We start from the raw sequence: 25,779 nt of genomic DNA on the forward strand, positions 1-25,779 counted from the left end.
ACCTAGCGCTTAGGCATATTCAACACTTTCGATCTCATACTCAACGTCGCCACCGGGTGTTTTCACCACGGCAACGTCGCCCTCTTCTTTACCGATCAGCGCACGTGCAATAGGGGACGTGACAGAAATGCGGCCAGACTTAATATCTGCCTCATCTTCGCCCACAATGCGGTAGGTCACGCTGGCATCCGTATCCAGGTTGAGCAGAGCGACCGTGACACCAAAGATCACTTTCCCTGTATTCGGCAGCTTGGTGACATCAATCACCTGCGCTACCGAAAGCTTGCTCTCGATTTCCTGAATACGGCCTTCGATAAACCCCTGTTGTTCACGGGCAGCGTGGTATTCGGCGTTCTCCTTAAGGTCGCCGTGCTCACGCGCTTCGGCAATCGACGCAATCACTCGCGGGCGCGCTTCGCCCTTCAAATGATTGAGTTCTTCGCGAAGGCTTTTTTCACCCGCAACCGTCATCGGGACCTTGTTCATTGACTTGCTCCTGCATGCAGATCCTGAAGGCGACGCACCGTAATCTCCCTACCGTACTCAAGTGCCATACAAACGGCATTAGCGCCCGCCAAGGTGGTTGCATAGGGCACCTTGCGCGCAAGAGCAGTACGGCGAATGACCGAAGAGTCATTAATAGCCTGACGACCTTCGGTAGTGTTCACGATGTAGGCGATTTCGTCGTTCTTAAGCAGATCGACGATATGGGGACGACCTTCATAGACTTTATTGACGTGCTCGACCGCAAGCCCAGCGGCTTCCAGTGCTTCGGCTGTGCCGCGTGTCGCGCATAGTGTGAAGCCTAATGTTAGCAGAGAACGAGCGACTTCGATAATCCCCGCCTTGTCCGGCTCACGCACGGAAAGGAACGCCTTGCGGTCACCCTCAAGCGCCGGGATTGCTTCGCCAGCACCCAACTGCGCCTTAAAGAATGCTTCGGCAAAGGTCTCGCCTGAACCCATTACTTCACCGGTGGACTTCATTTCCGGCGACAGAATCGGGTCAACGCCCTGGAACTTATTGAACGGGAAAACCGCCTCTTTCACGCTATAGAAGTGCGGAATGATTTCGCGCTCAAAGCCCTGCTCGGCAAGTGTCGTGCCCGCCATGCAGCGTGCCGCAATCTGGGCCAGAGAGGTACCAATGCACTTGGAGACAAACGGCACGGTACGCGACGCACGCGGGTTAACTTCAATCACGTAGATCTCGCCATCCTGCCAGGCAAGTTGCACGTTCATTAAGCCCTTAACGCCCAGCTCCACGGCCATCTGCTTGATCTGCTCGCGCATCTCATCCTGCACGTCGGCGGGCAGCGAGTAAGGCGGCAGCGCACAGGCGGAGTCACCGGAGTGAACGCCCGCTTGCTCGACGTGCTGCATAATGCCGCCAATGACTACCTGCTGGCCGTCTGAAACCGCATCAATGTCGATCTCAATGGCAGCACTCAGGAAGTGGTCCAGCAGCACCGGTGAGTCGTTGGAAACCTTGACCGCATTGGTCATGTAGTTCTCAAGCTCAGAGGCGTCGTAGACGATCTCCATGGCCCGACCGCCCAACACGTAGCTGGGGCGCACTACCAGCGGGTAACCGATGGCTTCCGCCTTGGCGAAGGCTTCTTCAAAGCTGCGTGCGGTAGCGTTAGGCGGCTGTTTCAGGCCAAGCTTGTCGATCATCACCTGGAAGCGCTCGCGGTCTTCAGCACGGTCAATCGCATCCGGTGTGGTGCCGATAATTGGCACACCAGCCGCTTCCAGCTCACGAGCCAGTTTCAGCGGCGTTTGACCACCGAACTGAACAATCACGCCAACCGGCTTCTCTTTGTCAGCAATTTCAAGCACGTCTTCCAGCGTCACCGGCTCGAAGTAGAGGCGATCAGAGGTGTCATAATCCGTCGACACGGTTTCCGGGTTGCAGTTGACCATGATGGTTTCATAGCCGTCATCGCGCATGGCGAGCGCAGCGTGAACACAGCAGTAGTCAAACTCGATGCCTTGACCAATACGGTTCGGCCCGCCACCCAGCACCATGATCTTCTGGCGATCAGATACGTCCGCTTCACACTCCTCTTCATACGTGGAATACATGTAGGCGGTATCAGAAGCGAACTCGGCGGCGCAAGTATCCACGCGCTTGTAGACCGGACGAATACCGGCGGCCTGACGCGTTTGGCGGAACTCTTTTTCGCTCACGCCCAACAGCTTGGCCAGGCGCGCATCGCCAAAGCCTTTGCGCTTGAGCTGATAGAGTTCGCGCGCAGAGAAATCGCTTAGCGAGCGCTTGGCAACGGCGGCTTCCGTCAGCACCAGGTCTTCCATCTGGGCCAGGAACCAGGGGTCGATATTAGTCAGCGCAAAGACGTCATCCACGCTCATGCCCGAACGCATGGCATCGGCAACATAGAAGATACGCTCAGCGCCTGCCGCCTGAAGCTCTCCCTTGATCAGGGCCATATTTTCCGGGTTGAAATCGGTAATAATCGGGTCGAGGCCGTCGTTACCGGTTTCCGTACCGCGCAGTGCTTTTTGCAGCGACTCCTGGAAGGTACGGCCAATGGCCATGACCTCGCCCACCGACTTCATCTGAGTCGTCAGGCGATCATTGGCCTGCGGAAACTTCTCAAATGTGAAGCGCGGGATCTTGGTGACCACGTAGTCGATAGACGGCTCGAACGACGCTGGCGTGCGTCCACCGGTAATATCGTTTTGCAGCTCATCCAGGGTGTAGCCAATCGCCAGCTTGGCGGCAATTTTGGCAATCGGGAAGCCGGTTGCCTTGGACGCCAGTGCGGAAGAGCGTGACACCCGCGGGTTCATCTCGATCACGACCAGGCGGCCGGTTTTCGGGTCCATTCCGAACTGTACGTTGGAGCCACCGGTTTCCACGCCAATCTCGCGCAGCACCGCAAGGCTTGCGTCGCGCATGATCTGGTACTCTTTGTCCGTCAGCGTTTGTGCCGGTGCGACAGTAATCGAGTCGCCAGTATGCACACCCATCGGGTCAAAGTTTTCAATCGCACAGACAATGATGCAGTTATCTTTTTTGTCGCGCACGACCTCCATTTCGTACTCTTTCCAACCCAGCAGCGACTCATCAATCAGCAGCTCGTGGTTGTTGGAAAGCTCGAAACCACGCGTACAAATCTCTTCAAACTCTTCCTTGTTGTACGCCACGCCGCCACCGGAGCCGCCCATGGTGTAGGAGGGCCGAATAATGGTCGGAAAGCCAAGCTCGGCTTGAATTTCCCACGCTTCGTCCATGGTGTGCGCGACTTTCGCTTTCGGGCACTCAAGGCCAATACGCTTCATGGCCTGGTCAAACAAGTCACGGTCTTCGGCCATGTTAATGGCGTCGGCGTTGGCACCGATCATCTCCACGCCGTGCTTTTCCAACACGCCATGTTTTTCCAGATCCAGCGCACAGTTAAGCGCGGTCTGACCACCCATGGTGGGCAGAATAGCATCGGGCTTTTCAGCCTCGATGATCTTCTCAACGGCCTGCCAGGTAATCGGCTCAATGTAGGTAGCATCCGCCATGGCCGGGTCGGTCATGATGGTGGCCGGGTTGGAGTTCACCAAAATAACCCGGAACCCCTCCTCGCGCAGCGCCTTACACGCCTGGGCGCCGGAGTAGTCGAATTCGCAGGCCTGGCCGATAACAATCGGGCCAGCGCCAATGATCAAAATACTGTTTAAGTCGGTACGCTTAGGCATAACGGTTCCCGCAAAAAATGGTGACGAAGAGCGACAAAAGCGGCATACAGTGATGAAGCAGAGCCTGCGTTAGCGGCGTGCCTGCATCATCGTGATGAAGCGATCAAACAGCGGCGCTACATCACGCGGGCCGGGGCTGGCTTCCGGGTGACCCTGAAAACTAAATGCGGGTCGGTCGGTGCGCTCAATACCCTGTAGCGTGCCGTCGAACAGCGAACGATGGGTGGCGCGCAAATTGGCCGGAAGGCTCGTTTCATCGGCGGCAAAACCATGGTTCTGACTGGTGATCATCACAGCGCCCGTGTCCAAATCCTGAACCGGATGGTTAGCACCGTGGTGGCCATGGTTCATTTTGACGGTTTTGGCACCCGAGGCGAGCGCGAGCAACTGGTGGCCCAGGCAAATACCGAACACCGGCGTGTCCGTTTCGAGTACATCCTGAATGGCTTTGATGGCGTAATCGCAGGGTTCGGGGTCACCTGGGCCGTTGGCCAGGAAAACACCGTCCGGATTCATCGCCAGCACGTCAGCGGCGGGTGTTTGCGCGGGCACCACCGTCAGGCGGCAGCCGCGGGCAGCCAGCATGCGCAGAATGTTGAATTTCACGCCGTAATCAAACGCCACAACATGGTAAGGGCGCTCGCCTTTCGTTGCATCCGCATAGCCTTCGCCCAGCGTCCACTCACCCTCTGTCCACTCATAAGCCTCTTTGCAGGAGACTTCTTTGGCCAGGTCCATACCTTTCAAACCAGGAAAGGCGTTGGCGGCCGCCAACGCGCGCTCAACGGCGTCATCACCTTGTGCGTCTTCGCCTGCCAAAATCGCACCGTTCTGGGCACCTTTATCGCGCAAAATACGCGTCAGGCGGCGGGTATCAATATCAGCGATACCCACAACGTTTTGGCTTGCCAGGTAGTCAGACAGCGTTTGCTCAGAGCGGAAACTGCTGGCCATCAGGGGCAAGTCGCGGATAACCAAACCGGCGGCGGCAATAGAAGCTGACTCAATGTCTTCAGCGTTAATGCCGGTATTGCCGATATGGGGGTAAGTGAGCGTTACGATTTGGCGGGTATAGGAGGGGTCAGTCAGGATTTCTTGATAGCCGGTCATGGCTGTATTGAACACTACCTCACCGCTTGTTAATCCGTCCGCGCCAATGGCGATTCCATGAAACACGCTGCCGTCTTCCAGGGCCAAAATCGCAGGTTTGCTCAATGCGGGGTTATTCAAGTCAAGGTCCTCCCATGCTGGTGGGAGCCTGTGGGCGCAGGCTCAGCGATGCTGGTTGAAAGCATCCGCAGGACACCCTCACCAGAATCGAGATTAATGTTTGAAGTCTGGTTTTTTAAACCCGGTGTTGAAACCCAGCTACCAAAACTTCAGTATCAAATGCTTAAAACTCGGGTCGTAAAAAAGCGGGACGAAGCCGATAAAGAAAAAATCGGTTTCATCCCGCTTGTTGTTCTGGGCATCTCAGGTCTGTGATCAGGCCTATATGCCAAAGGCAATACAGACGCTGTAGCTAATTTCGCTGTCACTAAATTCGCACTAACGAACCTGAGTAGGCAGTGGGCTGACCAACGCAACAAGCGCGCCGTCTGTTTTTCATGGGCCACCCGGCCAAAATTTATGGAATGTTACAGCATATTCTGGCCTTTGACTACCCATAAAAACCCGCAACGCGTGGTGCGCTTCTAAAGCGGGCCAAGATCGATGCGATGCTTCTCACTAAAGCCCTAACACATCCTGCATGTCGTAACGGCCATGCTTTTGGCCTGCGACCCAGCGCGCCGCACGTACAGCCCCTTTGGCAAACGTCATGCGGCTGGAAGCCTTGTGGGTAATTTCGATGCGCTCGCCTTCGGTGGCGAACATCACCGTGTGCTCGCCGACGATATCGCCCGCACGTACAGTGGCAAAGCCAATCTCTTTATCGGTACGCGGACCACACTGGCCTACTCGCTCAAACACGCCGTGCTCTTTTAAGGTACGTCCGAGGCTATCGGCCACCACTTCGCCCATTTTAATCGCAGTGCCGGAGGGCGCATCCACCTTGTGGCGGTGATGCGACTCGATAATCTCGATATCGTAGCCTTCATCGCCCAGCGCTTTAGCGGCGGTTTCCAGAAGCTTGAGCGTGAGATTAACCCCAACGCTCATATTAGGTGCGAACACCATCGCCACTTTATCGCGGTAGCTATCCAGCTGGGCCAGCTCATCATCGCTCATGCCCGTGGTGCCAATCACCATGCGCTTATCGTGCTTGGCACAAAATGCCAGATTCGCCAGCGTTACCTGAGGCGCGGTAAAGTCGATCAGCACATCGAAGTCGTTAACGATTGCATCAAGGGAGTCGACTGCGCTAACACCGCGCTTGCCCACGCCCGCTAACTCACCAATATCCGCACCTGCCAACGAGCTGCCTGGCTCGACAATTCCACCGGCGAGCGTCGCGCCAGCATCCTGTTCAATAGCGCTTACCAGCGTACGGCCCATTCGGCCAGCCACGCCTACAATGGCAACTCGGGTCATGCGAACTCCTGCATTTTGCGATCAATTACGTCGAATCAAACTGAATAGTAACCAAGCGGTGATTATAACAGACGCTTCAAGCAGTGCTGTGCTTGTGTTTCAGGCGGCCTGACTTTCCTTGCCGCTGGTTTTCAACGCTCTAGCATCTAAAGGCATGTCTTCTAAAAGCGTCAGTTTTGCCAAACGACAATCAGTTCCTCGTCTTTCGCCATGCGCACAAGGTGATTTTCCACCACGCCTTCCAACTGATCCAGATGCTCCTCTTCCAGGGCTTCGATAGACACCAGCAACTTGTCAGCTTCTGCGTGCAACAAGCAGGTGCCTTTGTCAGGAAATACAATCCTGCCCTCCTGCTGGCTGTGCTCAACCTCCAACTTATGCGCCCAGTGCTTGCAAAGCCGGTTAATGATGCGCTCGCCTGATGCAGTCGCAATTTCAGCACGTGATAAAGGCATAGTATTCTCCACTGGATAAAGGGTGTTACCTCTAGCTTATGGGTAACAGGGATAGCCGCCAAACAGTTAAATGCCTTGATAGCGCAACAGCGTGTTCAGCATCTCTGAAAAATGTTCTCACCGTAACAGATGTCATCTCGACAGCTACATCGGATTCCATGATAATGCATCACTATGAGAATGCGAATTATACCCAAAAACTTTATATTCGATGCTATGCGCTGACACCAGCTCCAGCCTGGCGCACTGACAACCGACCCACCCACAAGTGATCAATACGCTTATGACGTCCTCTCTTTTAAAAACGCTGATAGGTACGGCAGCGGTTGTGAGCTGCACTACGGCAGCGGCAGACCCTGTTACCGTTACCGATGTTACCGGCCGTGAAGTCACACTGGAGGCGCCCGCTGAGCGTGTTATCCTGGGAGAGGGTCGTCAGATCTACTTGCTCGGTCTACTGGAGCCTGAGGCCCCGTTTGCGCATATCGTCGGCTGGCGCGAAGATTTTTTCCAAGCAGACCCTGATAACTACGCCCGCTACGCGGAACGCTTTCCCGAAATTGAAGCTCTGCCAACGTTTGGCGGCTTTAAAGACGGCACCTTCGACGTTGAGCAGGCCGCCTCGCTTAACCCTGACGTGGTCTTTATGAACCTTGAGGCCAAAGCCGCCACCGAAGATGCCGCCTATGATGACAAACTTGCTCAATTGGGCATTCCGATCATCTACGTCGATTTTCGTGAAGACCCCATCGAGCACACCATCCCCTCCATGCGCATCATGGGCCAGGTCATGAACGACGAAGCGGCAGCTGAGGAGTTTATTGACTTCGCTGAGGCGCAGCTGGCGCGGGTGACCGATGTCATTAACGAAGCGAACCCCGAGCGCCCCAGCGTCTTTATCGACCGCGCGGGTGGCTACTCGGATGAGTGCTGCATGAGCTTTGGGCCCGGCAACTTCGGCGAGTACGTGACACTGGCAGGCGGCATCAATATTGCCGACAGCATCATTCCCGGCAGTTTCGGCACGCTGAATCCTGAGCAGATCATTGCTGCAAACCCTGATCACGTTGTTGTGACCGGCGGTAATTGGGACGCCTACGTACCCGGCGGTGCCTGGGTAGGCGTAGGGCCCGGCTCTGATATGCAAGCCGCTCACGCCAAGCTTGAAGCGCTGACCTCGCGTACCGCCATGACCGGCATCCAGGCAGTGGAAGATGGAAACTTCCACGCCATCTGGCACCAGTTCTACAACAGCCCCTACTACTTCGTGGCCATTCAGCAGCTCGCCAAATGGCTGCACCCATCACTGTTTGAAGATCTAGACCCTGAAGCCACCCTGCAGGAGCTTCACGACCGCTTCTTGCCTATTAATTACGAGCCGGGTTACTGGGTATCGCTCCATGACGACTGAGACCATCGCCCCCGACAGCTACTCACAGGGGCGCGCCTTCTACCGCACTCAGGTATTCCGCCGCCAGATGATTCTTCTGGCGCTGGTGGTGGCGCTGTTGTTTAGTCTCTGTGTTGATTTGGCGCTGGGGCCAGCCCGCTACAGCCTGGGCGAAGTGGTCGCCGCTCTGCTGACCCCCCAAAGCGTCAGCCAGCAGGCACGTGTCATTCTCTGGGAAATCCGCATGCCGGTGGCGCTAATGGCCCTGGTGGTGGGCGCCAGCCTTTCGGTAGCGGGCGCACAGATGCAGACCATCCTGAGCAACCCGCTGGCCAGCCCCTTTACGCTGGGCATTTCCGCCGGAGCGAGCTTTGGCGCCGCCCTTGGGCTAGCCTTCGGCGTGGCGATTGTACCCGCCGCCATTGAGTTCGTGGTGCCGCTCAACGCCTTTATCATGGCCATGTTCACCGCATTTCTCATCCACGCGCTGAGCCTTAAACGCGGCGTTACGGTGGAAACCATCGTACTGCTCGGCATTGCCATGGTGTTTATCTTCAACTCACTAATGGCGCTGATCCAGTTTTTTGCAAGCCAGGAAGCCGTCTCGGCAGTGGTGTTCTGGACCATGGGCAGCTTAACCAAAGCGACATGGCCCAAGTTCTGGATTGCGCTGGGCATTCTTGCCGCCGTTATGCCGCTGCTTGCCCGTCACGGCTGGGCGCTTACCGCCATGCGCCTGGGCGATGCCAAGGCCGAAAGCATGGGCGTTAACCCGCGTGCGCTGCGTTTGGAAGTACTGGTGCTGGTATCGCTGCTTGCCGCAGTGGCCGTGGCGTTTGTGGGCACTATCGGTTTTATCGGCCTGGTGGGGCCGCATATTGCGCGCATCCTGCTCGGTGAAGACCAACGCTTCTTCCTGCCGGGTTCAGCACTTTGCGGTGCACTGATTCTTTCGGTGGGCTCGGTGATCTCCAAGATTATTATTCCAGGCACGATTATTCCCATCGGTATTATCACATCGCTGGTGGGCATTCCCTTCTTCCTGTTTCTGGTGCTCAACCACAAGAAGGCTTCATGGTAACCCTACAGCTAACCCGCGTTTCGGCCCGCTACGGGCGCCGCTCAATTCTGGAAGATATCACGACGCCCTGCTTTCAAGGCGGTCAAGTCGTCGCCCTGCTGGGCCCTAACGCCGCCGGGAAATCGACGCTTTTCAGGCGTATTCTAGGCCTGCTGAAAGGCGAAGGTGACGTCGCTATACGCCATACGAGCGCCGAGCGCCCAGTGGCCTATATGCCTCAGGACACGGGCGCCAAAGCGGTGTTGACGGTTTATGAGTCGGTGCTGCTCGCACGCATGCAAGGGCGCAGCCTGAAAGTGCAGCCAGAGGATCTGGCCCAGGTGGACCGGGCACTTGAAGAGCTTAATATTACGGCACTTGGCGAGCGTGACATTGGCGATTTAAGCGGCGGCCAACGCCAGTTGGTCAGCGCGGCGCAGGCACTGGTACAAGAGCCCGAGATTCTGATGCTGGATGAACCTACTTCGGCGCTGGACCTTAACCGCCAGATCAACCTGCTAACGGTCTTACGCCGCTTGGCAGATGAACGCCAGATGCTGATTCTGGTAGCGCTCCACGATTTGGGCCATGCGCTGCGCTTTACCGATGCTTCCATGGTGCTTGAAAACGGTCGCCTGATCGCATGCGGCCCCACAGAAGAGGTCATTACTCCTGAGCTTTTGCGCCAGGTGTACAAGGTGGCGGCACGTATCGAGCCATGCTCGAAAGGCCGCCCCCAGCTTATCGTCGAAGAAGCTGTCTAAACCGCCGCCCTTCCAGGGCGGCGAGCGCCACCCCACTGAGCATCAAGGGAAGCGCCAGCAAGAAATTACTCGATACCGGAATACCGAACAACACCCAGTCGGCCGCTACTGGCCAAATCAGCGCAATGTACTCAAACGGTGCAAGCCGCGATGCCTCGGCATAGCGAAGCGCCAGCGTCATGGCAATATGCGCCGCGCCACCAAACAGCCCCGAGAGCACCAACAGCCAAAGGGCCTTTGTATCCAGCGCCGCCCACCCCAAAGGTAGCGTGGCCAGCCCCGCAAGCGCAGACACCAAAATAAAGTAAAAGGCGATAGAAGCCGCCGTTTCAGTACGTGAAATGCGCCTAACGGTAAGCAGCGCCCCCGCCGTTAAAAGTGCGCTTAGCGCGCCCAACGTATAGCCGGTCATCAGGCCACTTTCAGAACTAGCATTAAGGCCAGGCAGCACCAGCACCGCCATACCGGCAAGCGCCAGCAAAATGGCCCCCGCGCGATAATACGAAAACCGCTCACCCAGTAACAGCACCCCGCCCACCGCCATAAACACCGGCGTCAGCTGAGCCAACAGCGTTGCCTCGGCAACGGGCAGCAAAGCGACCGCCGCAAACGAGGCAAACATTGCCGCCGCCCCCAACCCTGAACGCAACGCATGGCCCAACGGACGACGCGTCGCCAGCCCTCCCGGGAATTCCCGACGAATCATCAGAAAAACCATAATCGGCAACAGCGCAAACAACGAGCGGAAAAACACCGACTGCCCCACCGGCACTTCATCACTCACCGCTTTAATACATACCAGCATGCCGGTAAACAGCAGACCGGAAAGGATTCTGAGCCAAATGCCCAACGTGGGCTTGTCCTGCAAGCTATCCATTACGCTTTATGTTCCTTAAACGTCAAAAACCCCCGGCCTGGGCCGAGGGTCTGCGGAACCTAACATTGTACAATTACGTTAGGGCAGTCACACCAAAATCAGGGCTTCATCTCTTCAAAGAACTTCTTCACGCTGTCGAAGAAGCCAGTTTTCTTGGGTGAGTGGCTATTGCTGCCTTCCAGACTTTCCTGGAATTTACGCAGCAAATCGCGCTGCTCTTCACCCAGGTTGACCGGGGTTTCGATAACGACTTTACAGAGCAGGTCGCCCGGCGCACCACCGCGTACTGGTTTGACACCTTTGCCGCGCAGACGGAAGAGTTTGCCGGTTTGCGTCTCCGGCGGAATCTTCAGCTTCACACGGCCATCCAGCGTGGGTACTTCAAGCTCGCCACCCAGCGCTGCATCGACGAAGTTGATCGGTACGTCGCAGTGCAGGTTTTTACCATCGCGCTGGAAGATATGGTGCGCTTTGATAGAAACCTGAACGTAAAGATCGCCCGCTGGGCCACCATTAACGCCGCTTTCGCCTTCGCCGTTCAGACGAATGCGATCACCGGTATCAACACCCGGCGGAATCTTCACAGAGAGCGTACGCGTTTCACGCACACGGCCTTCGCCGTTACATTTGTGGCACGGCACTTTGATGTGCTGGCCGCTACCGTGACAGGTTGGGCAGGTTTGCTGTACCGCGAAAAAGCCCTGCTGCATACGCACTTGGCCGTGGCCATGACACGTGGGGCAGGTTTCCTTGGAAGAGCCTGGCTCAGCGCCGTCGCCATCACAGCGGTCACACTCAATGTGGCGTGGCACGCGGATGTCGACAGTGGTACCGGCTACCGCACTCTCAAGGTCCAACTCCAGGTTGTAGCGAAGGTCGGAGCCACGTGCGGGCGCGTTAGGACCACGACGGCGGCCGCCGCCCCCGCCACCGAAAATATCACCAAACACATCGCCGAAGATGTCGCTAAAGTCACCCGCGCCACCGCCACCGAAACCGCCGCCGCCAAAGCCACCGCCTTGGCCATCAACACCGGCATGACCAAACTGGTCGTACGCCGCACGTTTTTCGCCATCGCTAAGCACTTCGTAAGCTTCTGACACTTCGCGGAATTTTTCCGAGGCAGTATCATCGTCCGGGTTTCGATCAGGGTGGAATTTTTGCGCCAGGCGGCGGTAGGCCTTTTTGATCTCTTTCTGATCGGCCCCTTTATCGACACCCAGGACTTCGTAATAATCGCGTTTGGACATGGGTCCTACGCCTCCTGGTTAACTATGCTCTTGATTAGGCGTCTTGACCGCGGAAACAGCAACGCGGGAGTCTCCTCCCGCGTTACCTTCTTCCTTGGTAGAAAGAGGATGTTACGACTGCTTTTTATCGTCGTTGACTTCTTCGTACTCGGCGTCAACCACGTCATCTTCCTGCTTGGTGCTAGCATCTTCAGCACCTTCACCCGCCTGCTGAGCAGCTTCCGCCTGTTCGGCGTACATCTTCTGCGCCAGCTGACCAGACGCTTCGGTCAGTGCATCCAGTTTCTTCTGGATGTTGTCCGTGTCGTCAGTCTTGACGGCTTCTTCCAGCTCGCTGATGGCGGTTTCGATAGCCTGTTTCTCATCATCCGTCGCTTTGTCGCCCGCTTCTTGCACGGTTTTGCGCGTTGCGTGGATCATGCCATCGGCCTGGTTACGCAGCTGTACCAACGCTTCGAATTTTTTATCTTCGTCAGCGTGGGCTTCAGCGTCGCGTACCATTTGATCGATCTCTTCATCCGTCAGACCGCTGGACGCTTTAATGACAATCGACTGCTCTTTACCGGTCGCCTTGTCTTTGGCAGAAACGTTCAAAATACCGTTGGCATCCAGGTCAAACGCCACTTCGATCTGCGGAACACCGCGCGGTGCAGGCGGAATATCAGACAAGTCGAAACGACCGAGCGACTTGTTCTGAGTCACTTGCTTACGCTCACCTTGAACGACGTGAATGGTCACGGCCGTCTGGTTGTCATCCGCCGTGGAGAAGGTTTGCGTCTTCTTCGTCGGGATGGTGGTGTTCTTGTCGATTAACGGCGTCATCACGCCACCCATCGTTTCGATACCCAGAGTCAGCGGGGTTACGTCCAGCAGCAGTACGTCTTTCACGTCGCCGCCCAGAACGCCACCTTGAATCGCTGCACCTACGGCAACCGCTTCGTCAGGGTTAACGTCTTTACGCGCTTCTTTACCGAAGAAATCAGCGGCTTTCTTCTGCACCATCGGCATACGTGTCTGGCCACCGACCAGGATCACTTCGTCGATTTCAGACGCAGACAGACCCGCATCTTTCAGCGCCATTTTGCAGGGCTCAAGTGAACGCTGAACCAGCTCTTCTACCAGCGATTCCAGCTTGGCACGAGTCACCTTAACGTTAAGGTGTTTCGGGCCAGTGTTGTCAGCCGTGATATAGGGCAGGTTAACGTCGGTCTGCTGGGCGCTTGAAAGTTCAATTTTGGCTTTTTCAGCGGCTTCTTTCAGACGCTGCATGGCCAGGTTGTCACCCGACAGATCAATACCGCTGTCAGACTTGAACTGGTCAACCAGGTAGTTGATCAGCGCCAAGTCGAAATCTTCGCCGCCCAGGAAGGTGTCGCCGTTGGTGGCGAGTACTTCAAACTGGGTTTCGCCTTCAACGTCGGCAATTTCGATGATCGAGATATCGAACGTACCGCCACCCAAGTCATAAACGGCGATGGTTTTGTCACCGCGTGACTTGTCCATACCGTAGGCGAGTGCTGCTGCGGTCGGCTCGTTGATAATACGCTTAACGTCCAGCCCCGCGATGCGGCCTGCATCCTTAGTGGCCTGGCGCTGGCTGTCGTTGAAGTAAGCCGGTACGGTGATAACCGCTTCCGTTACCGCTTCACCGAGGTAATCTTCGGCGGTTTTCTTCATTTTCTTCAGCACTTCCGCACTTACTTGCGGCGGCGCCATTTTTTTACCTTTTACTTCTACCCATGCATCGCCGTTATCAGCTTCAGCGATCTTGTAGGGCACCATCTTGATGTCTTTTTGAACAACGTCGTCTTTAAAGCGACGGCCGATCAGACGCTTGATGGCGTAAAGCGTGTTTTCCGGGTTGGTAACGGCTTGGCGCTTGGCTGCCTGGCCTACCAGGGTTTCGCCGTCATCGGTGTAAGCGATGATCGAAGGCGTGGTACGGCCACCTTCAGCATTTTCGATAACTTTAGCACTGTCGCCATCAAGTACTGCCACACAAGAGTTGGTAGTACCCAGGTCAATACCAATAATGCGTCCCATAGCAAAAACCTCGAATTCAGTTGTATCAATACTTAAAACGTGTGCGGGATTTCCCGCGTGGTTGGCCTTTATCTGGGGGCCGCCAGTGACTTTTCAAGGGTTTTTTTACACTTTGCGTCACTAATCGGCTTAATTTGCCTTCTGGCTGACCACAACCATCGCTGGGCGAACCAAACGCCCATTGAGCAGGTAACCTTTCTGCATCACTTCCATTACGGTATTGGGTTCAAGCTCGGGGTTCGGCACCATCGCCATGGCTTCGTGCACTTGGGGGTCAAAGGGCTCGCCTTGGGGCTCAATGCTTTCAACACCAAATTTATTGAGCACCCCCAGCTGCATATTGAGCGTCATGGAAACGCCCTCGCGGTGCGCCTCAGAGGCGCCGTCCTGCATGGATTCAAGCGCTTTTTCCAGGCTATCCACCACAGGCAGCAGCTCTTTTACAAATTTTTCCAAGGCAAACTTACGTGCCTTGTCCGCTTCCTGCTCGGCACGGCGGCGAACATTCTGAGCTTCAGCGGCAGCGCGCAACGCCTGGTCCTTGGCTTCTGCCAGGTTTTGCTCCAGCTCATTTACCTGAGCGGCTAGTACGTCGGCCTCGGGGTCGGCGAAGCTGCCTTCAAGCGGCGCTTCGTCGTTAATCAGGCCTTCCAGCTCCCCATCAATCAAGCGCTCTTCAGACTCCTGGTCCCTCATATCGGCTTCCCGCTCTTGGCGAGCGAGTTCGTCATCTAATGGAGTTTGCGGTTCTTTTGCCATGCCATGCTCCTCAAAAGGGGTTCGGGCTTTATCTGCCCAACACTGCTCATAAAAAATAATCAATAAATCAGTTTTAAAACAGCCCTAAACACGTATAGAGGCTATATGGGGGCCATAAAAGCCATCTCAAGAGGAGCATTGAAGTCAGTTATCGACTACTGTATAAAACAACATTTATTGGATAAGTATCCAGCTTCTGTGTCGCACCGCCTCAGGAGGCATCATGCTTACTCAGCTAGCGATTCAAGATTACGCGATTGTCGACCGCCTTGAGCTTGACCTAACCCACGGTATGACGGCCATCACGGGGGAAACAGGTGCAGGCAAATCCATTCTTCTAGGCGCGCTGGGCCTGTGCCTTGGTGAGCGTGCCGATGCTGGCAGCGTACGCCACGGCTGCGAGCGCACCGACCTATCAGCGCGTTTCGACATTCAACACCTGCCCGCCGCCGTCGAGTGGCTCACAGCCCGCGAGCTCCCCACCGACGAATGCCTGCTGCGCCGTGTAGTGACCGCCAGTGGGCGTTCAAAAGCGTGGATTAACGGCCAGCCAGCGACCATCACGGACTTAAAATCGCTTGGCGAGCAGCTCATTCAAATTCATGGCCAGCATGCTCATCAAGCGTTAATGCGTGAAGAGGTGCACCTGGCCCTGCTGGATGATTATGCCGGGCTACGGGAGGCTCGCCAGCAACTGGCAGAAACCTTCCACGAATGGCGCAATGCGCGACGACGGCTTAAAAAGCTCAGTGAAGAAGGTAGTGAAGTAGAAGCCAAGCGCCAACTGCTGCGCTACCAGGTTGAAGAGCTGGACCAGCTTGGCCTGGGTGAAGGCGAACTACAGACGCTTGAAGAGGAGCAACTGACCCTTGCGCATGCCGAAGAGACGCTGCGTGAAACCCAGTTGGCTGCCGACTGCTGCGCCAGCGATGAAGGCGGCGCGCTGTCGCTTCTTAATCAAGCTTATGCACACTTAAGCGCCCTGCCGGGCAGCGATAAGGGCACGCTTGCTAATACGCTCGCCATGCTCAGCGATGCGCGCATTCAGGTGGAAGAGGCCGCAAGCGAGTTGCAGCACTTTGCCAGCAGCACCGAGCTCGACCCAGAGCGCCTGATGTGGGTGGAAGAGCGTTTGACTGACATACACCGCATTGCGCGCAAGCATCATGTCGCGCCTGAAGAAATATGCGCCCTGCATAGCGCGCTTCAACGTGAAGTGGCGCAGCTTGAAACCAGCGATGAAGACCTTGAAGCGCTGAGCGGTCAGGTCGCCGAGTACCGTGAGCGCTACCGCAGCGAAGCCAAGAAAATCAGCGATACCCGTCAAAAAGCTGCCCTACGGCTGGGTAAAGAAGTTCAGCAGCAGCTGGCCTTTCTGGCCATGGGGAAGGCACGCTTTGAAGTGGCCGTTGCTTCGCGTGAAACACCCACGCCTGAAGGGCTGGATAGCGTACAGTTTTTGATCAGCGCCAATCCAGGCCAGCCTGCTCGCCCGCTCGCCAAAGTTGCCTCCGGGGGTGAGCTTTCGCGTATCAGCCTGGCGATTCAGGTGGTGGCCGCCTCGCATTCGACGATCCCAAGCCTGGTGTTTGACGAGGTGGATGTGGGTATTTCAGGCGCCACGGCGGAAATTGTCGGCCAGTTATTGCGCAAGTTAGGACAGAACGGCCAGGTAATGACCGTGACGCACCTGCCCCAGGTGGCCGCACAGGCGCACCAGCACCTGCATATTGAAAAGCGTGCCAAGCGAGATTCTACGCGTACCTATATGGCCTTGCTGGACGAGCGGGGGCGCATCAGCGAGCTTGCGCGCATGCTGGGCGGGGTCACGCTCTCTGACCAAACACTGGCTCATGCCCAGGAAATGCTGCATGCCAGCCAGCGCCTGCCTCATTAAGAGCTTTCTCAAATCACGCTTTCATTAACGGCACGCAAAACACCCCCATGCTGCTCCCTGTAACAAGGAGCGGCATGGGGGGTTCGTCGCGGCCAAAACAGGTTTGCGGGAAACCCTATTTTTTATTGATCGACACGTTAACCTGGCGCGTTACGTCCGACCCGCGAGGGCGTACGTAAAGTACCAGAGCGTGATCGACAAGCTCGTAGCCGTGCTCTTCTGCAATTTCTTGCTGGCGTCGTTCAATGATGTCATCAAGAAACTCGATGATTTCACCACTTTCCAAACACACCATATGGTCGTGATGGTCTTCTTGCGTCATCTCAAAGACAGCGTGGCCACCGTCAAAATTATGACGAATTACCAAACCTGCTGATTCAAATTGCGTCAGCACGCGGTAAACGGTTGCCAAGCCAACATCCTCGCCCGCATCAATCAGTGTTTTATACACTTCTTCTGCGCTAAGGTGGTGTTGACCCGAAGCATTTTCGAGAATCTGAAGGATCTTGACGCGCGGCAGGGTCACTTTCAGCCCGGCTTTGCGCAGTTCATGGTTCTGATCGGCCATGGTTGCTCTTCGCAGTAACAGGTTAGGTCGGGTATGATCGACCGAAACCACGATAGTGAAGAACAGGTCCAAATGCAAAAATTGACTCGCATCATTACGCTTTCCGTTGCCCTTACTGTTGTAAGTGGCTGTAGTTACGTCGGTGTTTACAAACGTGACATCCCACAAGGCAACCTGGTAACCGAAGAAATGGTTAGCCAGCTTCAGCCGGGCATGACGCAGGAGCAGGTCACCTACGTTATGGGCCGCCCTTTGTTGGAAGCCCCGTTTGATTCAAGCCAGTGGGATTACGTCTATCGATTGGACGAAGCGTACGGTGGCGTTGTACAGCGACGCGTCACACTTACTTTTGACCCGATGGGCCGCTTAGCCAACGTTCAGCAGCAGGGCGATTTTTCCACCGATCTTCCGCTAAGCACCGACTCCAGTCTGGGGCCTGCCGTTGAAGGCGCTGACCCGCTGAATACTCTTCCCCAAGAGAATATAAGCACGCAAACACCGGAGACAGCACCCGCACCTCAGCCCGTATTGCGCGCTGAGTAACAACGTTACTGGCCGCTTGCTTGGCGTTTGGCACGTTCCAGGCGGGCGGCTTTAGGGTCGATCTCAAGCGGGCGATATACTTCGACACGATCACCGGTGCGCAATGTTTGCGTCTCGGGGTTGCGTAGCGCTTTGCCAAAAATACCCAGCGGCGCCTTGTTGAACGTGTCTTCGGGCAATTCCGGAAACAGTTGAGGCAGGTTAGCAAGCGCTACCGCCTGCCGGGCAGTGGTGCCCTCAGGTACTTCCAGCGCCACTAGGCGCTGTTTGGCAGGCAATGCGAAGGCGACCTCTACCTGAAGGCGATCACCGTCCATACAGCTCGTCAGCGCGCTTAGTGAAAGCGTCTACCAATTGACCGGCTATTTGCTGGAACAATCGACCAAAGGCCATGCTGAGCAGGCGACTGGCAAACTCAAATTCCATTTCCAGACTCACCTTGCAAGCATTATCTCCCATCGGAGTGAACCGCCAGTGGCCTTTCAAGCGCTTAAATGGCCCTTTTACCAGCGACATCTCGATTTGCTCGGGGGCAAACAGGTCGTTACGTGTAGTGATCGTTTGCTCTATCCCCGCACGGCCCAGCGTCATTTCCCCAATTAAATGGGTGGCGTCACGCTCTACCAGACGCGCCTGACGACAGCCTGGTAAAAACTCGGGATAGTGTTCGAAATCGTTGACCAGATCGAACATTTGCTGGGGGGTGTGCCGCACCAGGGCGGAACGATTGACGGTTGGCATTGACCTCTCCGCTGACTTCACAGTGCCCAAAGCGTATCATGGGAAACATTTATTCAGACCTTGAATGGTATCACGCCTCCCCATATAACGAAGGGGGTGCCACCGACAGATTATAGATGAGGTTTCATGGCCACTAAGAAAGGTAACAGCAAGGGCCCCGGCAGCAGCGTTATTGCCCAGAACAAGAAGGCAAGATTCGAATACCATATCGATGAGACCTTTGAAGCGGGTTTGGCACTCGCCGGCTGGGAAGTCAAAAGCCTGCGAGCGGGTAAAGCTCAGCTTACCGACACCTACATTCTGGTGCGTAACGGCGAGGCATTCCTGCTTGGCAGCCACATCATGCCGCTTAATACAGCAAGCACTCATGAAATTGCCGACCCTACGCGCACGCGCAAACTACTGCTGCATCGTAAAGAAATCGCCAAAATCTTTTCGATTACCCAAGACAAGGGCCACACCTGCGTGCCGCTCAAGCTCTATTGGAAGCGCAATAAAGTGAAGTGCGAATTGGCGTTGGTGACCGGTAAACAGCTGCATGACAAGCGGGCGACAGAAAAAGATCGTGACTGGAGCCGTCAAAAAGGACGAATTATGCGGGAACATAACAAGGCTTAACTGGTCAATCAGGTGTGAGCACGTTAGAATGCTCATCTGAAATAAGGGGGCGACATGGTTTCGACGCCGGTGACAACCCTTGCGGTGCATGCCGAGAGCGTGATGTATCTCGTAAATCCCACATCACGAAAAAATAGTCGCAAATGACGAAAACTACGCTCAAGGCGCGCTAGCAGCTTAAACTGTTAGCTTCTTGTCTGGCCCCAAGGTGATGTGCCTATTCATCATTGAGGGGATACGAGCTAAAGCTGATAGGACCGCGTTTGGTGGTGTCTTCTCGCCAAGCGTTAAACTTTAGAAGGCTCGCGTTGCTGAATCCTGATCGTCGGAGTCAGTGGCGTTAAAACAAATGACGAAATCTAAGCATGTAGAGCCAATAGGCGCGTGCTGGCGGACGCGGGTTCAATTCCCGCCGCCTCCACCAGACACCCCTACAAATCAAGCACCTAGCGGTGCTTTTTTTGTTTCTAAAGGCAGCCTTTGTATTAGCTACCTTACACAGCTAAGGTCGCCCTCTTCGCAGCTGGCATGCTCTTGCAGGCTTTGCGTACGTGCTTTGGTGAGCGCTTCAAGGCAGCCATTACGCACCATGGGCTGGGCGCTTCCCCCTTCGACCGCGCGACTCTCGAACGCACATTCGGCGTCACGAAAATCAATCCACTTGCGCTGGGCCACTCTGAGCTTCTCAAGCGATAAATCATTATTCTCAAGCCTTCCAATCAACGCCTGATAAGCCTCATTAAGCTCATCATCAGCCGCTTGATACGTTTTCGCTGAACACTGCGTCATTTCCGCTTGGGTTTCAGGGCTAGCACACTCTTCATTAGCGCTTACCAAGCCGCTGAAGATCAAAAGCCCCATACCTGCCCATCGTGAAAGTAGTCGCATCGTCGTACCTATTTGGTGAATAAAGCCAACGTGGTAGCAAGAACGCTACCTGCCTTACAGATTAGCCTCTTTTTCATTCGCCCATAACGGCAAAACGCCAGCATTTCTGCTGGCGCCCATCAACTAGCTATAAAAAAAGGTGGCTCGACCTTAATGAGCGGTCATTTCTTCAGCGATTTCATTACCGTCTAAATCGGATGGATAGTAGGTCGGCCAGTGAGAGACTTCTTCCAACAGTGCTTCGCGATCATCGCCCCAATAGAGGTGAAAGTGGTGCGCGTCGGTTGGGTAGATATCGTGGTCGCTGAATTGAATGTACTGAGGAAGATTTTCAGCGCTCTCACCCTCTAACTCGAAAATAAACCTCACGCCACGATTGCCTGCGTCGTAGGTTAAAATCTCGTAGCCGTCATATTGATACTCGCCCGTGCTCTCTTCGCCGTCTTCATAAAAAGTGACGTTATTGCCTTCAATAACGATGCGGTCAACCGCTGTTTGGTAACCAGTGTCGTAGTACTCCTTGTGCTCTTCAGCCGTTTTATCGCCATGCTCGGCTTTATGAGCAAACACCTCATCCAGCGTGCCATCCTCTAGATAAGGATAAACGGACTGCCAATCACCTTCCCAGTCGGAAAGTGGACGGTCCGCTACTTGGTCATCACTGAAATGCCCGGAATAAATATCACTACTGTGGTCGTGCGAATGACCACGGGAGTGATCATGGTCGTGGTGTTCATGCTTGTCATCTGCAACCACCGGCTGAATACCCGCCAATGCCAGCAAGCTGATGGCTAATCCGCTGAGTGCTTTTGATGAAAGTAATGGCATTTTTCAGACTTCCTTTTTCAGAGAATGAATGGTTCTTAAATCATCACAAAAGATACATTATAACATAACATCAATCAAACAAAGCATGTTGGCCTGAAGCGTTAAAGCACCTAACGGTTCTTGGCGGCAAGCGGGTCGACCATCATCGTACCGGCCATGCCAGATCCAACAAGCACAACGGAGCCATTATCACTAGCCAACCAGTCGCCAAACTTGGTCGAAGTAGAAATTATTTTCGAAGAGGTTATACATTATATAGCTTTTATTAAAACAACATAAATTAGAAGTCGGCGCCATTTTATTGACAGTCAAAATAGCTTAACTATAAAGAGCTTAACGCTCTCTTTATCTGGCGAGACATTATATATGGTGCTCTTAACAATCATTGTTATTTTAACTATCTCCGCTTCTTTCCTTTGTTCGATACTTGAAGCCTCATTACTGTCGATTACACCAAGCTATATTGCTCAGCTTAAAGAAGAGCGCCCTAAATTACATAAAGCACTTGATACGTTAAAAGCCAACATCGACCGCCCGCTTGCGGCTATTTTAACGCTTAACACCATCGCCAATACGGCGGGCGCAACGGGGATAGGCGCCCAGGTAGCCGCTATATTTGGGGATGTGTATGTCGCTGTTGCCTCGGCAGTTATGACAATCCTCATCCTGGTATTTTCAGAAATTATCCCTAAAACGCTAGGTGCCAACTACTGGCGCCGTTTGGCTCCTTTTCTACCTCCTATTTTAAATACCTTAATGGTGGTGTTAATGCCCTTTATCTGGCTATCAAAAATGATTACTCAACGGCTGGGTGAGGCGGATGAAGGCATTGATGTGCGCAGTGAAATAAAAGTATTAGCGCGCGCAGGCCTGGAGGAAAAAGTGATGGATAATGATGAAACACGCACGATCACTAATATCCTTAATCTGCATGAGATTCCGGTGACCAAGGCGATGACACCACGCGCCGTCAGTGAAACGGTCACCCCAGAAATGACGGTGAGCGCTTTCGATGAGCGCTTCGGCAAGCTCTCTTTTACGCGCTACCCTGTGATGGATGCAAACGAGCAGGCGTTAGGCTATGTACATAAGCTTGATGTTTATCACGCCGAGCCTGGCCAAACCATGCAAACGTTGATGCACCCAATGGGGACCATCGCCGATAGCGCAAGCGTTGAGCAGGTATTTACCGACATGCTAACCAGCCGCCACCATATGCGTGTGATCCATGATGAACATGGGACATGGCTTGGCATTATTACCCTTGAAGACGTTATCGAAACGATTTTGGGGCAGGATATTGTAGATGAAACGGATAAAATTCAGAACCTTAGAAACCATGCAAAGCAGCGTTGGCTCAAGCAAGTAACGTCCGATACGCCCCTTCACTAGCTGACCCTTAGCGAATATTTTAACCCCCTATGGCTGAAAAATAATGTGTCTCGCCACGTACCGAGTTTACGCTTATAGTCACTAACAATAAGCGCTTAGACTACATGAGAGGCCCTTTATGCTGCTTTATGGACTGAGTTTATTAGCCGGTATTGTGCTTTTAACGCTAGGTGGCGAAGGATTGATTCGCGGCGCCGTCGCCGGGGCCAAACGGCTGGGCGTATCACCGCTGTTTACCGGATTGGTGATTGTCGGCTTTGGTACCTCATCGCCTGAACTGGTGGTCTCGATCCATGCCGCCATGAACCAGCAGCCCGACATTGCGATTGGCAATGTGGTCGGCAGCAATATCGGCAATATCCTGTTGATTCTGGGCCTTTGTGCACTTATCTGCCCGCTGACCACCCAGCCCCAAGCGCTTAAGCGCGATGGGTTGGTAATGATGCTCGCCACTGGGCTGTTTATTCTTTTAGCGTTTAACGGCAGCCTGGGGCGTTTCGATGCAGCAGTGCTACTCGCAAGCCTGGCGGCTTATCTGGTATGGGCCTACCGCAGCGAAAGCGGCCAGCACTCCCCTTCTGCCGAGCTACACACGGCCGAGGCAGAGGAAGTGACCCAACTGCCCAGCAGCACGCTGTTTATCGTGGTGGCTTTAATCGGCGGGTTGGCTCTACTGATCGGCGGCTCCCAATTGCTGCTTTATGGCGCCGTCGGCATTGCTCAGGCGCTGGGGATTTCAGAAGCGGTTATCGGGCTTACCATCGTGGCGATCGGCACCTCACTACCTGAGCTCGCGGTATCGGTGATCGCGGCGCTGCGGCGTCATGCCGATGTGGCAGTGGGCAACATTCTGGGCAGCAATATCTTTAATTTACTCGGCATACTGGGCGTCTCCGCCTTTCTTCAGCCGCTACCGCTTGTTGAGCGCATGGCATCCTTTGACCAGTGGGTAATGCTGGGCGCCTCTGCGCTGCTGATTGCTTTCCTCTATACCGGCCTACGTTTATCACGTGGTGAGGGGTTATTGCTCCTGGTAGGATATATAGCGTATTTAACGGCCAGTTTTACAGTGATTAGTTAGGCTTTTTACGACAACGGCTTGCGCTCGACCATACGGCGTTAACGGCATAAGGAAGCACAATGATTCTTGGTACTCTGGGGCCTGAAGGCAACAATCATGCGCTGGTCGCTGAGCGCTATCTCAGTGGTCGGGCAGCGCATGGCGGCCAATGTATTTTCTTCGACACGTTTGAGGCGGCTTTCGAGGCACTGCTGGCCGGAGAACTAACCCATGTACTGCAATGTACGGCCCACTTCAGCCATGCCGACTGCGTAGGTCGCTATATGCATCGCGCCTTTCCAGTCGATACGTTTATTGCGGGCAGTAAGCCGCTGGCGCTGCTCGCCCGTCGTGATGCTTCCGAACCAGAACACATCGCGCTTCAGCCTGCCACGCGTTACTACACTGATTTAAGCGCGTTCAAGACGATCATTGAGGCACCGACAACCGTCGACGTTGCCAATGGATTAATCGAAGGTCGTTATCAAGCCGGCATTTGTGCAGAAGAAGCATTGGCCCAGGCACCTGACACGCTAACCTTGGTACGCTCGCTAGGACCGGCCATTGATAGCTGGGTTATCTACGCCACCGAAGCGCTGAATGAAGATTCGCCGCTGCATTTATAGCGCACATTGGCAGCGACGAACCCGGCAAGCTAGTGTGCGAAGATAATCAGCGCGCCCACCACCACAAGCGCCAGGCGCAGCCAGAGCGCTTTATGGGCAATGATGCCAAAGGAGATCGCCCCCAAGCCTACGGCCACCTTGGCGGTATCGAACAGCGCACCAGCGGGGTCAAAGGCAAGCCGAATCATGTCAGGGTTAGCGACCATTGCTAGCGGAATGATATAAAGCCCGATGCCCAGCGCCATGGCCTTCAGCGCTACCTTAAGCCAGTTCTCTCCCACCATGCCCGCCGCGATAAAGACACCACCACACACCGGCGGTGTAATCGTCGACAGTAGCGCATACCAGAAGACAAATAGGTGCGCGAGGAGCGGCTCAAGCCCCAGCGATGTCAGTGCAGGTCCCGCCACTGAGACACAGATGACATAAGCGGCCGTGGTGGGGACTTCCATGCCCAGAATCAAACACGCCAGTGCCGTCAGCAACAGCGCCGGCCACAGCATATCGTTGGAAAGCGACAGGATACCGGAGGTAATTTTCACCCCAAGCCCGGTCAGCGAAAGCACGCCTATCACCAGCGAGGCGCAAATAATAATCGCGCCAATCATCGCAATCTGCCGCCCAGCGGTCACCATGGCAAGCATAAACCGGGCTATAAAACCGGAAAGAGAAAAACGCAGTGTGACGTTAAAAAACAGCAGGGCCAAACTGGCGAAAATGGCAATGCTCGCCGCATACTGAGGGGGTGTATCCGCTGATAAAAATACACGCCAGTAGCAACACAAACGGGACCGCAAAAAACAGTGAGGTAATCAACACCTCTTTACGGCTGGGCTGATCGCTTTTATCCAAAGGCTGCAAATCATGCCGAGTCGCGTAAGCATTAATCCCCATCCAGACCGTTAGAAAGTAAAGAAACGCCGGTAAAACAGCCGCCGCCATAATCTGTGTGTAGGGGGTTCCAGTGAGCTCCACCATGACGAAAGCCCCCGCTCCCATCAAGGGCGGCATGATTTGCCCACCCGAGGAGGCCACGGCTTCCACCGCCCCTGCCAGGGATTTCGGATAACGCAAACGCACCATGGAAGGAATGGTAATGGCCCCGGTAGACGCCACATTGGCGGAGGCCGACCCGGAAATGGACCCCATCAGCGCCGAAGAGATCACCGAGACTTTCGCCGCGCCACCGGTTAATCGGCCCGCCACAGCACTTGCCAGATTCATAAACCCTTGGCCTGCCTCGCCCGCGTTAAGCACCGCGCCAAAAATAACGAAAATCGCGACGACGCCCACACTGACACCAGTAAGCGACCCCCACAGCCCGCCTTCGGCAATGGTCAGCGAGCCCACCATGCTTGGCAGGGGAATACCTGGGTGACCAAACGTGCCGGGCACATACTGTCCAAAAGCGCCATACAGCAAAGCGAGCAACGCAACCAACGGTAAGGGCCAGCCAATAGCACGACGCGCCGCTTCAAGCGCCAGAGCGATCAAAAAAAGCCCAATTCCCATCTGCAGATGGCTATCGATAAAACCGTACTGGTTGGCCAGTGATGCTTCGTTAAGGGCGATATAGCCACAGGCCGCCACACCCAGTAGTGTCAGTACCCAGCCGCTCGCCCGCTGCCAAGGCGTTTTGGCCATAAATATCAGCACCCAGGGCAGCAGTAATGCCATATGCAGCGGTCGACTAATTAACGCAGGCGTTAACCCATAAAAGATAAGCCCCATGTGGAAAACCACGCTTAAGGTGCCCAGCGCTACCCAGCCACGCA

24 protein-coding genes, 1 other RNA gene and 1 pseudogene are annotated in these 25,779 nt (G+C 54.9%); 11 read left to right on the plus strand and 15 right to left on the minus strand.

The genetic code is table 11. The features are described 5' to 3' along the window. Positions 1-9: 9 nt before the first annotated feature. The 3 genes from greA to carA form a co-directional block, all read right to left on the minus strand. The gene (greA, locus tag ACT3R4_RS06610) at positions 10-486 is read right to left on the minus strand and encodes a transcription elongation factor GreA (protein WP_172117601.1); all 477 of its coding nucleotides are present in this window, start codon (positions 484-486) and stop codon (positions 10-12) included. Beyond that, positions 483-3,713, minus strand: coding sequence for a carbamoyl-phosphate synthase large subunit (carB, locus tag ACT3R4_RS06615; protein ID WP_441678219.1), 3,231 nt, complete (start codon positions 3,711-3,713; stop codon positions 483-485). The genes greA and carB overlap by 4 nt, the downstream gene beginning before the upstream one ends. A gap of 69 nt (positions 3,714-3,782) precedes the next feature. Beyond that, on the minus strand, positions 3,783-4,928 hold the full coding sequence (gene carA, locus ACT3R4_RS06620; RefSeq protein ID WP_172117790.1) for a glutamine-hydrolyzing carbamoyl-phosphate synthase small subunit: 1,146 nt from the start codon (positions 4,926-4,928) through the stop codon (positions 3,783-3,785). Between the two features lie 45 nt (positions 4,929-4,973). On the opposite strand from carA, the gene ACT3R4_RS06625 reads away from it, so the two are divergent. Then, entirely contained in the window at positions 4,974-5,198 is a 225-nt protein-coding gene (locus ACT3R4_RS06625) for a hypothetical protein (protein ID WP_441678217.1), read from the plus strand. A gap of 243 nt (positions 5,199-5,441) precedes the next feature. Here ACT3R4_RS06625 and dapB read toward each other — a convergent pair whose 3' ends face one another. Together dapB and ACT3R4_RS06635 are read right to left on the minus strand one after the other, a co-directional pair. Then, positions 5,442-6,245 (minus strand): 4-hydroxy-tetrahydrodipicolinate reductase, encoded by an 804-nt coding sequence (gene dapB, locus ACT3R4_RS06630; RefSeq protein ID WP_087108717.1) that lies wholly within the window; start codon positions 6,243-6,245, stop codon positions 5,442-5,444. 170 nt (positions 6,246-6,415) lie between these two features. Beyond that, entirely contained in the window at positions 6,416-6,700 is a 285-nt protein-coding gene (locus ACT3R4_RS06635) for a DUF2218 domain-containing protein (protein WP_087108719.1), read from the minus strand. Positions 6,701-6,983: 283 nt separating this feature from the next. Between ACT3R4_RS06635 and ACT3R4_RS06640 the strand changes: the two genes are divergently transcribed. Genes ACT3R4_RS06640 through ACT3R4_RS06650 form a run of 3 tightly spaced genes read left to right on the plus strand, consistent with a single transcriptional unit; the run spans position 6,984 to position 9,914 of the window. Further along, positions 6,984-8,111: an ABC transporter substrate-binding protein gene (locus tag ACT3R4_RS06640; protein WP_441678214.1), complete on the plus strand. Its 1,128-nt coding sequence runs from the start codon at positions 6,984-6,986 to the stop codon at positions 8,109-8,111. Further along, positions 8,101-9,171: a FecCD family ABC transporter permease gene (locus ACT3R4_RS06645; protein ID WP_087108723.1), complete on the plus strand. Its 1,071-nt coding sequence runs from the start codon at positions 8,101-8,103 to the stop codon at positions 9,169-9,171. Before ACT3R4_RS06640 ends, ACT3R4_RS06645 begins: the two co-directional genes overlap by 11 nt. Continuing rightward, the gene (locus ACT3R4_RS06650; RefSeq protein WP_087108725.1) at positions 9,165-9,914 is read left to right on the plus strand and encodes an ABC transporter ATP-binding protein; all 750 of its coding nucleotides are present in this window, start codon (positions 9,165-9,167) and stop codon (positions 9,912-9,914) included. Before ACT3R4_RS06645 ends, ACT3R4_RS06650 begins: the two co-directional genes overlap by 7 nt. On the opposite strand, the gene ACT3R4_RS06655 is transcribed toward ACT3R4_RS06650, so the two are convergent. The 4 genes from ACT3R4_RS06655 to grpE all read right to left on the minus strand — a co-directional run bounded on the left by ACT3R4_RS06655 (position 9,892) and on the right by grpE (position 14,843). Beyond that, positions 9,892-10,791: a DMT family transporter gene (locus tag ACT3R4_RS06655; protein ID WP_441678212.1), complete on the minus strand. Its 900-nt coding sequence runs from the start codon at positions 10,789-10,791 to the stop codon at positions 9,892-9,894. The two genes, ACT3R4_RS06650 and ACT3R4_RS06655, sit on opposite strands and share 23 nt — an antisense overlap. 98 nt (positions 10,792-10,889) lie before the next feature. Then, entirely contained in the window at positions 10,890-12,041 is a 1,152-nt protein-coding gene (gene dnaJ / locus ACT3R4_RS06660) for a molecular chaperone DnaJ (RefSeq protein WP_192528395.1), read from the minus strand. Between the two features lie 111 nt (positions 12,042-12,152). Then, positions 12,153-14,084, minus strand: a complete 1,932-nt coding sequence (gene dnaK / locus ACT3R4_RS06665; protein ID WP_192528396.1) for a molecular chaperone DnaK — start codon at positions 14,082-14,084, stop codon at positions 12,153-12,155. A 129-nt stretch (positions 14,085-14,213) separates the two neighbouring features. Continuing rightward, entirely contained in the window at positions 14,214-14,843 is a 630-nt protein-coding gene (gene grpE, locus ACT3R4_RS06670) for a nucleotide exchange factor GrpE (protein WP_087108733.1), read from the minus strand. Between the two features lie 223 nt (positions 14,844-15,066). On the opposite strand from grpE, the gene recN reads away from it, so the two are divergent. Continuing rightward, a complete protein-coding gene (gene recN / locus ACT3R4_RS06675) occupies positions 15,067-16,740 on the plus strand; it encodes a DNA repair protein RecN (protein ID WP_441678209.1) in 1,674 nt (557 codons plus the stop codon). 115 nt (positions 16,741-16,855) lie between these two features. Here the strand turns inward: recN and fur are convergent, their stop codons facing one another. After that, complete coding sequence (fur, locus tag ACT3R4_RS06680; RefSeq protein ID WP_018917582.1) at positions 16,856-17,308, minus strand: ferric iron uptake transcriptional regulator; 453 nt, start codon at positions 17,306-17,308, stop codon at positions 16,856-16,858. Positions 17,309-17,380: 72 nt separating this feature from the next. On the opposite strand from fur, the gene ACT3R4_RS06685 reads away from it, so the two are divergent. Further along, entirely contained in the window at positions 17,381-17,851 is a 471-nt protein-coding gene (locus ACT3R4_RS06685; protein ID WP_441678207.1) for an outer membrane protein assembly factor BamE, read from the plus strand. A 5-nt stretch (positions 17,852-17,856) separates the two neighbouring features. Here ACT3R4_RS06685 and ACT3R4_RS06690 read toward each other — a convergent pair whose 3' ends face one another. Both ACT3R4_RS06690 and ACT3R4_RS06695 read right to left on the minus strand, forming a co-directional pair. After that, positions 17,857-18,168 carry an RnfH family protein gene (locus ACT3R4_RS06690; RefSeq protein ID WP_087108738.1) on the minus strand — a complete coding sequence of 104 codons (312 nt, stop codon included), beginning with the start codon at positions 18,166-18,168 and terminating at the stop codon, positions 17,857-17,859. After that, on the minus strand, positions 18,158-18,592 hold the full coding sequence (locus ACT3R4_RS06695; RefSeq protein WP_441678205.1) for a type II toxin-antitoxin system RatA family toxin: 435 nt from the start codon (positions 18,590-18,592) through the stop codon (positions 18,158-18,160). Before ACT3R4_RS06695 ends, ACT3R4_RS06690 begins: the two co-directional genes overlap by 11 nt. A gap of 126 nt (positions 18,593-18,718) precedes the next feature. Here ACT3R4_RS06695 and smpB point away from each other — a divergent pair, with 126 nt between their 5' ends. Both smpB and ssrA read left to right on the plus strand, forming a co-directional pair. After that, positions 18,719-19,210, plus strand: a complete 492-nt coding sequence (gene smpB / locus ACT3R4_RS06700) for an SsrA-binding protein SmpB (protein WP_087108742.1) — start codon at positions 18,719-18,721, stop codon at positions 19,208-19,210. Between the two features lie 45 nt (positions 19,211-19,255). Continuing rightward, positions 19,256-19,634, plus strand: a transfer-messenger RNA (tmRNA) gene (gene ssrA, locus ACT3R4_RS06705). A 65-nt stretch (positions 19,635-19,699) separates the two neighbouring features. Here ssrA and ACT3R4_RS06710 read toward each other — a convergent pair. Next, positions 19,700-20,098: a lysozyme inhibitor LprI family protein gene (locus ACT3R4_RS06710; RefSeq protein ID WP_441678203.1), complete on the minus strand. Its 399-nt coding sequence runs from the start codon at positions 20,096-20,098 to the stop codon at positions 19,700-19,702. A gap of 150 nt (positions 20,099-20,248) precedes the next feature. Then, positions 20,249-20,926: a ZinT family metal-binding protein gene (locus ACT3R4_RS06715; protein WP_441678202.1), complete on the minus strand. Its 678-nt coding sequence runs from the start codon at positions 20,924-20,926 to the stop codon at positions 20,249-20,251. Positions 20,927-21,292: 366 nt separating this feature from the next. Between ACT3R4_RS06715 and ACT3R4_RS06720 the strand changes: the two genes are divergently transcribed. The 3 genes from ACT3R4_RS06720 (at position 21,293) to ACT3R4_RS06730 (ending at position 24,004) form a co-directional block, all read left to right on the plus strand. After that, positions 21,293-22,318, plus strand: coding sequence for a CNNM domain-containing protein (locus tag ACT3R4_RS06720; protein ID WP_441678199.1), 1,026 nt, complete (start codon positions 21,293-21,295; stop codon positions 22,316-22,318). 121 nt (positions 22,319-22,439) lie between these two features. After that, a complete protein-coding gene (locus tag ACT3R4_RS06725) occupies positions 22,440-23,399 on the plus strand; it encodes a calcium/sodium antiporter (RefSeq protein ID WP_441678240.1) in 960 nt (319 codons plus the stop codon). A 59-nt stretch (positions 23,400-23,458) separates the two neighbouring features. Beyond that, on the plus strand, positions 23,459-24,004 hold the full coding sequence (locus ACT3R4_RS06730; protein ID WP_441678197.1) for a hypothetical protein: 546 nt from the start codon (positions 23,459-23,461) through the stop codon (positions 24,002-24,004). 29 nt (positions 24,005-24,033) lie between these two features. Here ACT3R4_RS06730 and ACT3R4_RS06735 read toward each other — a convergent pair. Further along, positions 24,034-25,735, minus strand: a pseudogene (locus ACT3R4_RS06735) (TRAP transporter permease). Positions 25,736-25,779 lie beyond the last annotated feature (44 nt).

It is taken from the genome of Halomonas sp. AOP7-E1-9 (genome assembly GCF_052376035.1).
Taxonomy (GTDB): Bacteria; Pseudomonadota; Gammaproteobacteria; order Pseudomonadales; family Halomonadaceae; genus Vreelandella; species Vreelandella citrativorans.